The following is a 15,003-nucleotide window of genomic DNA, read 5'->3' as shown; positions in this document are numbered from 1 at the left end:
ACTTTTTAGGAAAACTTTATCTTTGAACTCAATCAAAAAAAACTATTTTTGCATGAGACGATTATAAATTTAAACCCTCAAATCTATTTATATGTTAAAGAAAATTTTAAAAATCACTGCCATTGTTCTTGTAGTGATTGTTGCCGCATTATTTGCCATTCCGTATTTCTTTAAAGATCAAATAAAGGCTAAAATTGCCGATGCCATCAATGAAAGTGTTGATGCTAAAGTAAGTTTTGCCGATGCTGATTTAAGTTTGTTTAAAAACTTTCCAAACGCAACTGTTGGAATAGAAAAACTGGTAATCATTAACAAAGCTCCTTTTGAAGGCGATACTTTAGTTTCGTTAGGAGAATTGAATTTAAAAATGAGTATTAAGGAACTTTTTAAAGGAAAAGATGAACCTTTAAACATTCAGGGAATAAGTTCTACAAATGGTCTAATCAATATTATTTTTAATAAAGATGGCGTTGGAAATTTTGATATTGCCTTAAAAGACAAAAAAGAAACAAAGACAGACGATAAAAGCAAACCTCTTTCCTTAAAAATTCAGAATTATAAAATCGAGAATTTTACGTTTAGATATATTGATCAGGGTTCTAAAATTAAAATGGTAATTGATAGTTTAAATCATGAAGGAACGGGAGATTTTACGAATTCAAAATTAGATTTGACAACGAAATCGACCGCGAACGTTTCATTAGATATGGATAAAATCAATTACATGAAAAATGTAAAACTGACTTTAGATGCTGTTCTGGGAATTGATTTGGAGCAAAGTAAATATACTTTTAAAGAAAACAAGGCTTTGATTAACCAATTACCTTTAGAATTTGATGGTTTTATTCAAATGGTTGACGCAGGACAGAACTATGATTTAAAGTTTAAAACGCCTACTTCGTCCTTTACCAATTTCTTAGGTTTAATTCCTTCTGCTTATTCTTCAAGTTTAAATGGTGTGAAAACTACAGGAGATTTTACTATTGTTGGTTTTGCAAAAGGACAATTAACAGATACGACTGTTCCTAAATTTAATATTGCAATTGCCTCAAATAATGCTTCTTTTCAATATCCTAACTTACCAAAATCAGTTCAGAATATTGTGATCGATACAAAAATCATCAATGAAACCGGGATCTTAAATGATACGTATGTTAATCTGGACAAACTGACTTTTAGAATTGATCAGGACGTTTTTAGTGCTAAAGCAAGTATTAAAAACGTAACCGTAAATCCTTTTGTTAACGCGGCTTTGAAAGGGACTATCAATTTAGCAAATCTTTCAAAAGCATATCCAATTAAAATGGATAAACCTCTTGCCGGTATTTTAAAGGCCGATGTTACGACACAATTTGATATGGCGTCTGTAGAAAAAAGCCAATATCAAAATATTAAAAATGCCGGAACAATGAGTTTGTCAGGATTTAAATATACGGATGAAAACAATAAGTCAATGAACATTAGTACGGCTTTGGTTGAGTTTAATCCAAGTACGATCAATTTGAAAAAATTTGATGCAACTACAGGAAAAAGTGATTTAAGCATTAATGGGGTTTTAGAGAATTTCTATGGTTTTATGTTTAAAAAACAAGAACTTAGAGGAAACTTCAATATGAGTTCCAACCAATTAGCCGTAGATGATTTTATGACTACTGGTGAACCTGCCAAAACCGGAACTGCAACTGGAAAAGAGGGAGAAACTAAATCAAAACCGGCAAAAACCGCTGAAGCAATGAAGATTCCTGCTTTTTTAAACTGTACTATAAATGCCAAAGCAACTACGGTTTTATATGATAATTTAAAATTGAAAGATGTTTCCGGAAAATTGATTGTAAAGGATGAAAAAGCGACTTTAGAAAACTTTAAAACGTCAATTTTTGGTGGAAGCATTGGTTTAACAGGAACGGTTTCTACAAAAACAAAAGTGCCTACGTTTGATATGAATTTAGGATTCAATCAAGTGGATATTGCGCAGACTTTTACGCAATTAGATATGATGAAAAAGATTGCTCCAATAGCCGGAATCATTAACGGAAAATTGAATTCAACGATTAAACTGAACGGAAACCTGGATGCTAACGAGTTAACTCCGGATTTAAAATCGATTTCAGGAGATTTAATTGGTCAATTGCTTTCTACGACTATAAATGCTAAAAATTCAACGGTATTAAATTCTTTAACTTCAAATATTAAATTTCTTGATATGAATAAGTTGAATTTGAATGATATTAAAGCTGCCTTGACTTTTGACAACGGAAAAGTAAACGTAAAACCTTTTGATATTAAATATCAGGATATTAAAGTTACAGTTGGCGGAACTCACGGCTTTGATCAAACCATGAATTACAACTTAAAATTAGATGTTCCCGCTAAATATTTGGGCAGTGAAGCTAACGCTTTTATTGCAAAAATGTCTCCTGCAGATGCTGCAAAATTGCAAAACATTCCCATAAATGCATTAATTACAGGTAACTTTTCTAATCCTAAAATTTCAACTGATATGAAATCGGCTGTTACAAGTTTAACAACTCAACTGGTGAACCAGCAAAAAGAAAAGCTGACTCAAAAAGGAACTTCGGCTCTTACTGATTTAATCAATAAAAACACTAAGGCAAAAGATACTACAAAAGCAGCTGCAACTGAGAAAGAACAGAAAACTCAGGAAGCTACGAAAAAAGCGAGTGACTTGATAAACGGTTTATTCAAGAAGAAAAACTAAACCAAAAAGGCGATCTCAATTTAGATCGCCTTTTTTTATGCTTATAATTATTTACTTTTAATTTTACATTGCATTAGAATAATTACCTAATTTTCCATTATTCAAAATTGAATTTATAGTTTTTAAATAATCTTTTTTGGTATAAATATTAACATCTATTGCAATACTGCAATTATCATAAGGTTCGTATTTTTTTATGCTCGTACCGGAAAACAATCCTATTGTTGGCGTCTGCGAAGCGCTTGCTAAATGCATTATACCGCTATCAGCTCCAATAAATAAATTAGAATTTGCAATTACAGATCCTATTTCCCTAACATCCTTACTATAAAATGTAGGTGCCTTAAATGCGATTTGCGAAACGTTTTCAACTGGTAAAATTTCAATAATATTGTAGTTGGTATATTCTTCTTTCAATTTTGAATAAAAATTCTCCCACCAATCAGTTGATAAACATTTGTCGCCTGTGGCGTAAGTAAAAATGCAAATTGTTTTTTTATCATTATGAAACAAATCATTTAAAATTTCTTTTCCTTCAGCAATTTCACTTGGAGTCAGCTTAAGATCTAAAGGAGCAATTATTTTATTGCTTTTTGGAAATCTTAATTTGGTTAAATAATGTCTGAAATTATAAACGGGGTATTTTGCGATATGCTCATAATCATTTTTCAGGAGTTGAGATTCTTCATTTGAATCTCCGAAAAATTTATATTTGGCATTTGAAAATTGGACTGCTAAACGTCCTGAGGAAGAATTTTGATCTACATTGATCGCAATATCATATTTTTGTCTTTTTATTGAAATCCAGACATTGAGGTATTTTAGTAAATTTTTGAAGGGCTTTTTAGGTAAATCGATTATTTTATCAATGTTTTTGTAATTTTCAAAAATTATGGGAGCTAACGTTCCCTTAACAAACAAATCGACTTTACAATTTGGAAATATTTCCGTGACTTCCTGAACGAGAGGAGTAATCAATAATAAGTTTCCTAATCTTCCATTTGGTCTACAGATCAAAATTCTCTTTATATCTGTTTTATCAACTAATATAATATCTTCGAGTGATCCTGATTTTCCAATATTCTTAGTAAGAGTGCGCATTAAGCCACGCCTGAAAACATTTATTTTTCTTTGAATACCCATCGTATTAAATAATTTTGGATTATTAAATCTTCATTTAAATTTTAAAAAAATCCAGAGATTTATCTAGCTTAAAACTAGTGTCTTTTATTTTTTAAAATTAAATTCTTTCAACAAGCAATCATTACAAAATTGTAACGAAATGTATCATTATTCACACATTTTACTTTTGAAAGAGATTTAAAAATACCAATATTATTTTGTAATCCATAATATATTAGACAGTTAACCAATAAACATAGACCACTTACCGATAAATTCAGACGTTTATTGTAACCACATATCCCTCTGAACTACGAACGTTAAAAACCGTTCCATCTTCAAAAATTAAATACTGGCCTTTGATTCCTGTTAATTTTCCGGTAAAGGATGGGGTTTTATCCAGACTTAAACTTGCCACTTTTGCAGGGTAATTGAGTACCGGATAATGAAGTTCATACAAGTCATTTTTTTGCGAATAGAAATATTCTTTAGCTTCCTCGGGAATTAAGTTTTCTACTTTTACTTTCTCCGCTATCAGGTCACAATCTCCACAGATATTTTGGAGCATTTTTCTCCAATTAGTCTTATCTGTATAATGGCTTTTTAAAGCCATCTCTGTAATACCTGCTAAATAGCGATTGGGAACCTCAACAATTGCAATTGCCTGGGTAGCGCCCTGATCGATCCAACGGGTTGGAACCTGAGTTTTACGCGTTACACCAACTTTTACTTCACTGGCAAGAGCAAGATAAACAACATGTGGCTGCAATTGTACTTTTTGCTCATATTCTAAATCACGATCTGCAATTCCTAAATGTGCCGTACTTAATTCCGGTCTCATAATCCAGTCACCAACTGCCGGACTGGAATAAAAACAATCATAACAGAATCCCTGGCGGAATATTTTTTTCTTTTTATGACAATTCAAACATTCATAACCTGCAAAATTGATCTCAATCTCTTTATCTAAAAGTTGATTCATATTTAGAAAACTATCTTCGAAAACCAAGTAATATTGAATTGGATTTCCTAGTTCAGTTTGCATTTTTGTAAGTACGCCTTGATATGTCATTCGAATTATGGAATTTTAGATTTAGATTGATGCTTTTAGATTACAGATACTTTGAAAAATTCGAAATTATATTAAATTCAAATTTTGAATCACAATCTTTAGTCAATATTGACGTTTTTTTTTACAAAAAAACACTATTTTTGATACAACGACAAAGTTAGTATTTGTCGATCGATATTCAAATTTTAAATTTCCCGATTTTGCGCAAAAGTAAAATCCATGATCTAAAATCTCCCGAAGCTATTGGGATTAAAACCTAAAATTCACTCATGCCGTTATCAATAATCAATTCGTTTGCCTCTTGGGTCCTGAAACAAAGGATACATCAAATAGAACTTTTTCTAAAATATCCAAATGAAGTTCAGGAAGAACTATTGCATAATTTATTGACGGCCTCAGAGAATACTGTAATAGGTAAACAATATGGTTTTGAATCGATAACATGTTATGCTACTTTTGTTGAAAGGGTTCCTATTGCAACTTATGAAGAATTACAGCCTTTGATTGAACGAACTCGTCAGGGCGAACAAGGTGTTTTTTGGGAAACTCCAATAAAATGGTTTGCAAAATCGAGCGGAACTACGAATGCTAAAAGCAAATTTATTCCGGTTAGTAGTGAAGCACTCGAAGATTGCCATTATAAGGGAAGTAAGGATTTGCTTTGTTTGTACTTGAATAATAATGAAGATTCAGAGTTGTTTTTGGGGAAAAGTCTTCGCTTAGGCGGAAGTTCTCAGATTTACGAAAACAACAATACTTATTTTGGAGATTTATCGGCGATTTTGATTGAAAATATGCCTATTTGGGCGGAATTCAGCAGCACGCCAAGCAATAAAACTTCGTTAATGAGCGAATGGGAAGCTAAAATTGCTGCGATTATAAATGAAACTAAAACGGAGAATGTGACCAGTTTTGCGGGAGTTCCGTCCTGGATGCTGGTTTTGATGAATAAGGTTTTAGAAAATACGGGAAAAGAAAGTTTATTGGAAATCTGGCCAAATCTGGAAGTTTACTTTCATGGTGGTGTGAGTTTTTCTCCTTATAAGGAACAATACAAGAAAATACTACCAAGTAAAGATTTCAAATATTATGAAATATACAATGCTTCTGAAGGATTCTTTGCCATTCAGGATTTAAATAATTCGAGCGATTTATTGTTGATGCTGGATTATGGTATTTTCTACGAGTTTATTTCAATGGATACTTTTGGAACTCCAAACCAAAAAGTGGTTCGATTGGCTGATGTTGAACTGAATAAAAATTACGCAATTGTTATCACGACCAATTCTGGTTTGTGGCGTTATTTGATAGGTGATACAGTTCGTTTTACTTCTTTAAACCCATATAGAATTCGGGTTACAGGAAGAACCAAACATCATATTAATGTTTTTGGAGAGGAATTAATGGTCGAAAATACAGATCAGGCAATTGCAAAAGCGTGTCAGCTTACTCAAACTGAAGTCATAGATTATACGGTTGCTCCTATTTTTATGCAGGACAAAGAAAAAGGCGCACATGAATGGATGATTGAATTCAAGAAAAAACCTGCTGATGTGGGTCTTTTCCAGAAAGTGCTGGATGAAACACTACAGACTTTAAACTCTGATTACGAAGCCAAACGCCACAATAATATGACGCTGAATCCTTTGGTAATTAACGTGGCTCGTGAAAACTTATTTTATGATTGGTTAAAGGAACGTGATAAACTAGGCGGACAACATAAAATTCCGAGACTTTCAAATCAAAGGGATTATTTGGAGCAATTGAAGGAGATGTGTGTACTTAAACACTAATTTCACAAATTTTCACGAATTATTTGTTGATGGAGCAAGCTTGTCATCTTATAAAATAAATTCTACTTTGAATAGCCACTAGCTTCAGGTAGTGGTAGAAATACGAACCAAAAATTGAAATGTGCCGTTAGGCACTAAATATTGGTAATTAATAGAGATAAGAAATACATTGGCGTGCCGTAGGTACGCAACAAAATGAGAACTATTGCGTATACGGCACGCTAGATTTATTTGGATTCTTTTAATTACCAACATTTAGTGCCTAACGGCACAAATTACGGGGTTTCAAATCTTGATTGGCATGGATAATATAATTGTCGATTTTATACTGTTTTACACATCTGAAATTACGTAACATTGGAATAGAAGTGGAAATCCTTTTGTGCCGGGGTCATGCACAAAAGATTGTAACGAATATGCCGACCCTTAGGGACATGACCATAAAAAAAACCTTAGCTTTTATTGAAACTAAGGTTTTGTTTTTAAGTAGTATTCCTCATTTCGAGGAACGAGAAATCACAAATAGTAATTCCATCCGGAATGTCTTCAGTCTTTGTCGAGTTTCGTGTGCGATTTCTCCTTACGTCGAAATGACAAAATGAGACTACATCATATCAATATACCTGTCGTGATATCCTAATAAATATAAAACTCCGTCAAGGCCTAAACTTGAAATTGATGTTGCAGCGTTTTCTTTTACTTTTGGTTTTGCATGGAAGGCGATTCCTAAACCTGCTAAATTTAGCATTGGCAAATCGTTTGCTCCGTCACCAACCGCAATGGTTTGGTTGATATGAATTCCTTCTTTTTCGGCGATTGCTTTTAGGTATTCGGCTTTCTTTTGTCCGTCTACGATTTCGCCTAAATATTTACCGGTTAATTTACCGTCCTTGATTTCTAATTGATTGGCATGAACATAATCAATTCCCAATTCTTTTTGCAGATATTCTCCAAAGTAGGTGAATCCTCCGGATAAAATTGCGGTTTTATATCCGTAATATTTTAAGGCTTTCATTAAACGGCGGGCTCCTTTTGTGATTGGTAAATTGATGGCTACATTTTGCAAAACATCTTCGCTCAAACCTTCAAGCAGCGCCATACGTTGTTTGAAACTTTCGTTGAAATCAATTTCACCATTCATTGCAGATTCTGTAATGGCACGAACTTGTGCTCCTACTCCGTTTAGTTCTGCCAATTCATCTATTACTTCGGTTTGAATCAAAGTCGAATCCATATCAAAACAAACTAAACGTCTGTTTCGTCTGTAAATATTATCTTCCTGAAATGAGATATCTACATTTAAAGTTCGGGAAATTTCCATGAAACTTGCCGTCATGATAATCTTGTTTACAATTTCGCCGGTTACGGATAATTGTATGCAGGAACGCGGATATTCCTCTATTTCAACAATAGATGTTCTGCCTGTTAATCTTATAATAGAATCAATATTTAAATTTTGATCTGACATTATTTTAGTAACTGCCGCCAATTGTGAAGCTGCCAGTTTTTCACCTAAAATATTAATGATATAACGTTGTTTTGATTGCGATTTTACCCAGGTTTCATAATCTTCAATAGAAATAGGGATGAATTTTACTTTAATTTCTAATTCGTAAGCTTTGAACAATAAATCTTTTAAAACAGGTCCTGAACTTGAACCGGCTTCGATCTCGAACAAAATTCCCAGAGAAAGTGTGTCGTGAATATCAGCCTGACCAATATCCAGAATATTGGCATCGTAAGTTGCTAATACAGCTGTTAAACCCGCTGTTACTCCTATTTTATCGTGTCCTGAAACTTTTAATAAAATAATCTCTTTACCTTCTATTGCCATTTTATGTATTAATTTTAAGAAGCGACAAAAATCGGTAATCTATTGTTGATAAAAAAGGATATTGTTTGTTTTTTTGAAAAGAAAAAGCACATATAAATGTGCTTTTTGAAGTAATTTAACAAATATGTTCCGCTATTGAAATAACCTAACTATTATATTCTTTATGTGGCTCTGATTCGTCAAAATTTACCATCCAGTTAATACCAAATTTGTCTTTGAACATTCCGAAATATGCGCCCCAAAATGTTTTATTCATGGGCATTTCTACTTTACCTCCAGCCGAAAGTCCGTTAAAAATCTTGTCTGCTTCTTCCTGGCTTTCGGTATTAATAGAAATTGAAAAATTATCTGACAAACCCGGATCTCCTAATTGTGGATGACTATCACTTCCCATTAAAATAGTATGTCCAATAGGGAGCGAAACGTGCATGATTCGGTTACCATCCTGCGGTGATAATTCAGGATAATTTCCATTTTCGTCTGCGGGGATATCTTTATATTTTCCGATATAAGGAAATTCTCCTCCAAAAACTGATTTATAAAACAGAAATGCTTCTTCACAATTTCCGCTAAAAATTAAATACGGGTTTACTGATGTTGCCATGATTACTTATTGTTTTTTGTTTATTGTTTGTTGCAATGTATTCTCTTTTTTCTATACACTTTCCTCTGATAATTCTTTTACAATCTCTAATCCTTTAGGAAAAGCATCCTTGAAATAATCAATAAATTTTTCGACTACATCAACCTGAACTACAAGATCTGTAAACTCGTCATCAGGAGTTAATCGATAGATTTCCATTGCACCGCTCCATTTTTCAGTTTCTTCATTAACAGGCATTTCTTTAAAATCTTTAACTTCTCCTAAATGCTTAAAAGCCATATATTCATTTTGGATTTTTTTCTCGATTATGCTATTCATTCCTCCACCATCAGGTCCCAGAAAGTGTATTTTTCCGCCTTCGTTCCAATCACTTATTGCATATGATCCCTCATAAAAAACTCCTGCCCATTTTCTGTACGTTTCATCATTCCATAAAACTGACCAGACTTTTTCTGCCGGAGCTTTGATTCTGATTTTAAATTCTAAAGTTTCCATAATTATGATAGTTTACTAAAATCCATAAATAAAACATTCCATCGATGACCGTCTAAATCTGCAAAACCAAAACCATACATCCAGCCTTGTTCTTCTGCCGGAGGCGCAAAAATTGTTCCGCCGGCCTCCTCTACTTTCTTTGCCAGTTCGTCAACTTCTGAAACACTTTCAGCATCAATTGAAATCAAAACTTCTGAGCCTGATTGTGTATCTGTCAGTTTGTTTTTGGTAAAGCCGGCAAATAACGTTTCTTCAAAAAGCATTACTACAAATTTTCCTTCCCCTACAATCATTGCAGTTGAGCCTGGCGTATCGTGTTCTTCATTAAAAGAGAATCCTATTTTCGAAAAAAAAGTTTTTGATTTTGCCACCTCTTTTACCGGCAAATTCAACCATATTTGTTTTATCATAATTGCTGCTTTTTAAATTTTAAACCATATAAGTGATGTAAGATAATTTAAGCTGGACTTTTTTAAATGCTTAGTATTTCTCGCAAAGACGCGAAGTCACAAAGTTTTTCCTTTGTTTTCAAAACTGTGTCCCTATGTAGCTTTGCCTCTTTGCACCTTAAAAAAAACCTAATTACTTTCTACATAACTTTTAAAATTATCCAGGATGGCGTTCCATCCACCTTGCTGCATTTCATCTGAATTTTCAGTTTCAGGGTCAAAGCTTTCGGTGATTTTTACTCCGTCTGGTGTTTCTTCAAAAGTAATTTCAACTTTTCTGCCGTCTTCAAGAACGTATTCTATTGCCTTATTTTTTTCGACCAAAGTATACTCTCCTCCAAAATCAAAACTTATACTTGCATCTTTTGCTGCCATAGTGGTTTTGAATTTTCCTCCCACCTGTAAATCATTTTCCGCATGAGGTGAATGCCATTCTGCAGAAGCGTAACTCCAGTTTTTAATATGTTCCGGTAATGTCCAAAATTCCCAAACTTTATCTATTGATGCATTAATTGTGCTTTGTACTGTTATCATATTTTCTTTTATTTGAATTAATTTTTTCTAATTTAACTGGCTTTTAAAATGCTTCTGCATACTTTTTAAAATTATCAATAACCGTTTGACACCATTCTTCTTGCATACTTTCAGAATCTTCTTTGACTGGTTCAAAATCTTCGGTAATTTTTACTTGATTTTCATTTTTTTCAAAACTTACTTTTCCTATTCTGTTATCAAGGAGTTTATATTCTATTACAGATAGATTTTCGATTTTCGTATACAGGCCTTCAAAATCAAAACTTAAACTTGTATCTTTTTTAACCATTTTGTACTTGAATTTTCCTCCCACCTTCAAATCATTTTCTACCGCTGTTGTATACCAACCCTCTATTGCAATATTCCAATTTTGAATATGCTCCGGCAATGTCCAAAAATTCCAGACTTGATCAATTGATGCATTTATAGTATTTTGTACCGTTATCATTTTTTATTTTATTTATATTCTGGATAATTAACTCATTTCCGGGATCTCACTTTCATTCATATAGAAAATTTCCCATTGATGTGCGTCTAAATCCAGAAAATTACGTTGGTACATCCATCCATAATCCTTTGTGTTCATATATTCTGATGCACCGGCTTTAATAACCTTTGCCATCATTTCATCGACTTTGTCACGTGAACTTAGTGAAATTGAAATAATAACTTCATTTGTCGTAGCTGTGTTACAAATTTGCTTATTGGTAAAAGTTTGATAAAACTCTTCAATTAACAGCATTACATTTATATTTTTACCAATAATTAAACATGTTCCTTTTTCATTTGTGAATTTTGGATTGAATGAAAAACCTAATTGGGTAAAGAATGCAATGGACTTGTTTAAATCTTTTACAGCAAGATTCAAGAAAATTTTTGTTTCCATTTTAATATAAATTTACAAATTATTAAACAAATTTAAAATATTACATCCAGCATTATGATACATTAAAAGTCAACTTTAGGGGCATTTAAGACAAAATAATTACTTTTGTGTATTACGCAACTTTATAAAAACCAACAAATTATGAGCACGAAAGTAGGTTTAATTGTTCCGCATGATTATAAATTATTAAGCATAGCCGCAATTTTAGAAGTTTTTGAAACGGCTAATAATCTTTTTAAAGAAATTAAAAAGCCTTTTGAAATTATGATTTTTCAATCGACTGAACAAATCAATGAAGAACGTTTGTTTGGATATGAAGTTAATTCGATCGAAGAGTCAACTAGAACTTTAGATTTAATTTTGATTCCTGCTTTTACGACTGATAATATGGCTGAAATGATTGCTAAGAACATGAATTTTATTCCATGGTTGAAAAAGCAACACAATAGCGGAGCCGAATTGGCGAGTTTTTGCACTGGTGCTTTTTTGTTTGCGGCTTCAGGATTGTTAAACGAAAAGCTGGCTACAACACATGTTGATGCTTGCAGTGCTTTTACAAAGGCTTTTCCTTTAGTAAAACTAAAACCCGAGGAAACTTTAACGGCTGATGGCAGTTTATATACGAGCGGTGGTTCTACCTCAACATTTCATTTATTGATTTTATTGGTTCAGAAATATTGTGGAAATGAAATTGCTGTTCAGATTGCAAAGATTTTTTCGATTGATTTAAACCGATACAAACAGAGTTATTTCAGCACTTTCAGACCCAATCATTTGCATAACGATGCGTTGGTGGCAATGCTTCAGCATAAAATAGAAAGTCAGTATCATTCTATTGAAAAACTGGAGGAAATCACAAAAGATATTCCAACAAGTTCGCGAAACATGACACGAAGATTTAAACAAGTAACAGGAATTCCACCAATTGAATATTTACAGAATATCAGGGTTGAAAGTTCTAAAAAATATCTGGAGCAAACGCAACTTTCGATTTCTGAAATTATTGAAAAAACGGGTTATAATGATCCAAAAGCTTTCAGAAAGGTATTTTATAAAATGGTGGGAATGAAACCTATTGAATATCGTGAAAAGTTTAGGGTGCAGTAATTTTTTTCAGGAGCAGAAAATTCAAACACGAATTTCACTAATTAGCACTAATTTGTTTGTGAAATTAATTTTACAAAGTTAATTGACCATGAAATTTGTGCAAATTCGTTTAATTCGTGTTTGTTTTAATAAATTCTCAAAAAAAAAAAAAACCTGTTCAAATAAATGAACAGGTTTATATTAAGTTTGTCAAATTTAAAAACCGGACAAATTTATTTAAGCTTTAAGATGCAATTTCCATACGTTTCAATAAATTTTTATTCAAAGTATGTTTTGCATAATCCTGATCTATTGTTAAAACTTTATCATCAGAACTTGGTAATTCATACATGGCATCTGTTAAGATAGCCTCGCATAACGAACGTAATCCACGAGCTCCTAATTTGTATTCTAATGCTTTATCAACAATAAAATCTAATGCTTCGTCAGTAATATTAAATTCAACATCATCCATTAAAAATAATTTTTGATATTGTTTGATTAACGCATTTTTAGGTTGTGTCAAAATTGCACGTAACGTTTCTCTGTCAAGAGGATCCATATGTGTCAAAACTGGTAAACGACCGATAATTTCGGGAATTAAACCAAAGTCCTTGATGTCTTTAGGAATGATATATTGCAATAAATTGTCTTTATCGATATTATCAACATTTTTAGAAGTTGAATATCCCACTGCCTGACGGTTTAAACGTTTAGAAATAATACGTTCTACTCCATCAAAAGCTCCACCTGCAATAAACAGGATGTTTTGAGTATTTACCTCAACAAATTTCTGGTCCGGATGTTTACGTCCTCCTTTTGGCGGTACGTTTACAACTGTTCCTTCTAATAATTTCAACAAAGCTTGTTGTACACCTTCACCAGATACGTCACGTGTAATGGATGGATTGTCGCTCTTGCGGGCAATTTTATCAATTTCATCAATAAATACGATTCCTCTTTCTGCTTTGGTTACATCATAATCTGCAGCTTGTAATAGACGTGTCAAAATACTTTCGACATCTTCACCTACATAACCAGCTTCTGTAAGTACGGTTGCATCAACGATAGCCAAAGGAACGTCTAACATTTTTGCGATAGTTTTTGCTACCAATGTTTTTCCGGTTCCGGTTTGACCTACCATGATGATGTTACTTTTTTCGATCTCTACTTCGTCGTCTAATTGCTGTTGCATTAAACGTTTGTAGTGATTGTAAACCGCAACTGACATTACTTTTTTAGTCTGATCCTGACCAATAACATATTGATCTAAGAAAGCTCTGATTTCTTTTGGTTTCTTTAAAATTAAATCACCAACAAGTTTTGCACTTCCGCTTGATTTTAATTCTTCTAATACAATTCCGTGTGCTTGTTCAATACACTTATCGCAGATATGTGCATTGATACCTGCAATCAATAAATTGGTTTCTGGCTTTTTTCTTCCACAAAACGAACATTCTAATACTACTTTAGCCATTCTTTTTTTATTACTAAGCTGCAAAGTTACTAAGTTTCTGATATTTATTACTATATCCTCAAAAACTTAGCAACCTCTTAACTTTTTTATTTTTGTTTCAAGTTTAAAAATTGTTTCAGGTTTCAGGTTTGTTATTCTTAACTTGAAACCTGAAACTTTGAAACTATAAACTTTTTTTTAGCTTCTTCTCAATACTTCGTCAATCATTCCGTATTCTTTAGCTTCGTCAGCTTTCATCCAGTAATCACGCTCACTGTCTTTGTGTACTCTTTCAAAAGATTGTCCTGAATGTTGTGAAATAATATTATATAATTCATCTTTCAATTTCAACATTTCACGTAAGTTGATTTCCATATCTGTTGCAACACCTTGTGCTCCTCCTGATGGCTGGTGAATCATTACTCTTGAATGTGGTAAAGCAGAACGTTTTCCTGCTGCTCCTGCACATAATAATACAGCTCCCATAGAGGCTGCCATTCCTGTACAAATTGTTGCTACATCTGGTTTGATATATTGCATAGTGTCATAAATTCCTAATCCTGCATAAACGCTTCCTCCAGGAGAATTTAGATAAATCTGAATGTCTTTTGATGCATCGGCACTTTCTAAAAATAGTAACTGTGCCTGAACGATATTCGCGATCTGATCGTCGATACCTGTTCCTAAAAAGATAATTCTGTCCATCATTAATCTTGAAAACACATCTAATTGAGAAACATTCAACTGACGCTCTTCAATAATATATGGAGTCATGTTTGTTGGGTTCATTGCTGCTACGATTTTGTCGTAGTACATTGCGTTTACTCCCTGGTGCTTTGTAGCAAATTTTTTGAATTCTTTACCGTAGTTCATATTTTAAGTGTTCTAAGTTTATGTTATATCTGTATCTATTCTTCATCAAAGGTTATACCTATTTATGAAGGGTGTCAATT

The 15,003-nt window shown here is 32.8% G+C and carries 14 protein-coding genes; 3 read left to right on the top strand and 11 right to left on the bottom strand.

The features are described from left to right. Nucleotides 1–91: 91 nt before the first annotated feature. Complete coding sequence (locus ACHRVX_RS11585) at nucleotides 92–2,719, top strand: AsmA-like C-terminal region-containing protein (protein ID WP_395332331.1); 2,628 nt, start codon at nucleotides 92–94, stop codon at nucleotides 2,717–2,719. Nucleotides 2,720–2,782: 63 nt separating this feature from the next. Here ACHRVX_RS11585 and ACHRVX_RS11580 read toward each other — a convergent pair whose 3' ends face one another. Both ACHRVX_RS11580 and ACHRVX_RS11575 read right to left on the bottom strand, forming a co-directional pair. Further along, nucleotides 2,783–3,862: a glycosyltransferase family 9 protein gene (locus ACHRVX_RS11580; RefSeq protein ID WP_395332329.1), complete on the bottom strand. Its 1,080-nt coding sequence runs from the start codon at nucleotides 3,860–3,862 to the stop codon at nucleotides 2,783–2,785. Between the two features lie 256 nt (nucleotides 3,863–4,118). Next, entirely contained in the window at nucleotides 4,119–4,913 is a 795-nt protein-coding gene (locus ACHRVX_RS11575; RefSeq protein WP_395332327.1) for a DUF2797 domain-containing protein, read from the bottom strand. Nucleotides 4,914–5,182: 269 nt separating this feature from the next. Here ACHRVX_RS11575 and ACHRVX_RS11570 point away from each other — a divergent pair, with 269 nt between their 5' ends. Further along, the gene (locus tag ACHRVX_RS11570) at nucleotides 5,183–6,706 is read left to right on the top strand and encodes a GH3 auxin-responsive promoter family protein (protein ID WP_395332326.1); all 1,524 of its coding nucleotides are present in this window, start codon (nucleotides 5,183–5,185) and stop codon (nucleotides 6,704–6,706) included. A 604-nt stretch (nucleotides 6,707–7,310) separates the two neighbouring features. Here ACHRVX_RS11570 and serB read toward each other — a convergent pair. The 7 genes from serB to ACHRVX_RS11535 form a co-directional block, all read right to left on the bottom strand. Continuing rightward, nucleotides 7,311–8,540 (bottom strand): phosphoserine phosphatase SerB, encoded by a 1,230-nt coding sequence (gene serB, locus ACHRVX_RS11565; RefSeq protein ID WP_395332324.1) that lies wholly within the window; start codon nucleotides 8,538–8,540, stop codon nucleotides 7,311–7,313. Nucleotides 8,541–8,685: 145 nt separating this feature from the next. Then, nucleotides 8,686–9,144, bottom strand: a complete 459-nt coding sequence (locus ACHRVX_RS11560; protein ID WP_395332322.1) for a VOC family protein — start codon at nucleotides 9,142–9,144, stop codon at nucleotides 8,686–8,688. A gap of 51 nt (nucleotides 9,145–9,195) precedes the next feature. Next, complete coding sequence (locus ACHRVX_RS11555; protein WP_395332320.1) at nucleotides 9,196–9,639, bottom strand: SRPBCC domain-containing protein; 444 nt, start codon at nucleotides 9,637–9,639, stop codon at nucleotides 9,196–9,198. 2 nt (nucleotides 9,640–9,641) lie between these two features. Beyond that, nucleotides 9,642–10,049: a VOC family protein gene (locus ACHRVX_RS11550; RefSeq protein WP_395332318.1), complete on the bottom strand. Its 408-nt coding sequence runs from the start codon at nucleotides 10,047–10,049 to the stop codon at nucleotides 9,642–9,644. Nucleotides 10,050–10,217: 168 nt separating this feature from the next. After that, nucleotides 10,218–10,622 carry an SRPBCC family protein gene (locus tag ACHRVX_RS11545; RefSeq protein ID WP_395332316.1) on the bottom strand — a complete coding sequence of 135 codons (405 nt, stop codon included), beginning with the start codon at nucleotides 10,620–10,622 and terminating at the stop codon, nucleotides 10,218–10,220. A 43-nt stretch (nucleotides 10,623–10,665) separates the two neighbouring features. Then, complete coding sequence (locus ACHRVX_RS11540) at nucleotides 10,666–11,070, bottom strand: SRPBCC domain-containing protein (protein WP_395332314.1); 405 nt, start codon at nucleotides 11,068–11,070, stop codon at nucleotides 10,666–10,668. A gap of 27 nt (nucleotides 11,071–11,097) precedes the next feature. Further along, nucleotides 11,098–11,508, bottom strand: coding sequence for a VOC family protein (locus tag ACHRVX_RS11535; protein WP_395332311.1), 411 nt, complete (start codon nucleotides 11,506–11,508; stop codon nucleotides 11,098–11,100). Between the two features lie 141 nt (nucleotides 11,509–11,649). Here ACHRVX_RS11535 and ACHRVX_RS11530 point away from each other — a divergent pair, with 141 nt between their 5' ends. After that, nucleotides 11,650–12,615, top strand: coding sequence for a GlxA family transcriptional regulator (locus tag ACHRVX_RS11530; RefSeq protein ID WP_395332308.1), 966 nt, complete (start codon nucleotides 11,650–11,652; stop codon nucleotides 12,613–12,615). A 223-nt stretch (nucleotides 12,616–12,838) separates the two neighbouring features. Here the strand turns inward: ACHRVX_RS11530 and clpX are convergent, their stop codons facing one another. Together clpX and clpP are read right to left on the bottom strand one after the other, a co-directional pair. Next, a complete protein-coding gene (gene clpX / locus ACHRVX_RS11525) occupies nucleotides 12,839–14,071 on the bottom strand; it encodes an ATP-dependent Clp protease ATP-binding subunit ClpX (RefSeq protein ID WP_271336760.1) in 1,233 nt (410 codons plus the stop codon). Between the two features lie 177 nt (nucleotides 14,072–14,248). Continuing rightward, entirely contained in the window at nucleotides 14,249–14,923 is a 675-nt protein-coding gene (gene clpP / locus ACHRVX_RS11520; protein WP_213295507.1) for an ATP-dependent Clp endopeptidase proteolytic subunit ClpP, read from the bottom strand. Nucleotides 14,924–15,003 lie beyond the last annotated feature (80 nt).

This window comes from Flavobacterium sp. FlaQc-47 (assembly GCF_044006475.1).
Taxonomy (GTDB): Bacteria; Bacteroidota; Bacteroidia; order Flavobacteriales; family Flavobacteriaceae; genus Flavobacterium.
This window is presented reverse-complemented; position numbering and strand designations above follow the sequence as displayed.

Excerpts from the sequence above, each read along its gene's own strand:
- ACHRVX_RS11560 (WP_395332322.1), bottom strand. The coding sequence starts at position 9,144 with ATGGCAACATCAGTAAACCCGTATTTAATTTTTAGCGGAAATTGTGAA.
- serB (WP_395332324.1), bottom strand. The coding sequence starts at position 8,540 with ATGGCAATAGAAGGTAAAGAGATTATTTTATTAAAAGTTTCAGGACAC.
- clpX (WP_271336760.1), bottom strand. The coding sequence starts at position 14,071 with ATGGCTAAAGTAGTATTAGAATGTTCGTTTTGTGGAAGAAAAAAGCCA.
- ACHRVX_RS11570 (WP_395332326.1), top strand. The coding sequence starts at position 5,183 with ATGCCGTTATCAATAATCAATTCGTTTGCCTCTTGGGTCCTGAAACAA.
- ACHRVX_RS11550 (WP_395332318.1), bottom strand. The coding sequence starts at position 10,049 with ATGATAAAACAAATATGGTTGAATTTGCCGGTAAAAGAGGTGGCAAAA.
- ACHRVX_RS11535 (WP_395332311.1), bottom strand. The coding sequence starts at position 11,508 with ATGGAAACAAAAATTTTCTTGAATCTTGCTGTAAAAGATTTAAACAAG.
- ACHRVX_RS11555 (WP_395332320.1), bottom strand. The coding sequence starts at position 9,639 with ATGGAAACTTTAGAATTTAAAATCAGAATCAAAGCTCCGGCAGAAAAA.
- ACHRVX_RS11540 (WP_395332314.1), bottom strand. The coding sequence starts at position 11,070 with ATGATAACGGTACAAAATACTATAAATGCATCAATTGATCAAGTCTGG.
- ACHRVX_RS11585 (WP_395332331.1), top strand. The coding sequence starts at position 92 with ATGTTAAAGAAAATTTTAAAAATCACTGCCATTGTTCTTGTAGTGATT.
- clpP (WP_213295507.1), bottom strand. The coding sequence starts at position 14,923 with ATGAACTACGGTAAAGAATTCAAAAAATTTGCTACAAAGCACCAGGGA.
- ACHRVX_RS11545 (WP_395332316.1), bottom strand. The coding sequence starts at position 10,622 with ATGATAACAGTACAAAGCACAATTAATGCATCAATAGATAAAGTTTGG.
- ACHRVX_RS11575 (WP_395332327.1), bottom strand. The coding sequence starts at position 4,913 with ATGACATATCAAGGCGTACTTACAAAAATGCAAACTGAACTAGGAAAT.
- ACHRVX_RS11580 (WP_395332329.1), bottom strand. The coding sequence starts at position 3,862 with ATGGGTATTCAAAGAAAAATAAATGTTTTCAGGCGTGGCTTAATGCGC.
- ACHRVX_RS11530 (WP_395332308.1), top strand. The coding sequence starts at position 11,650 with ATGAGCACGAAAGTAGGTTTAATTGTTCCGCATGATTATAAATTATTA.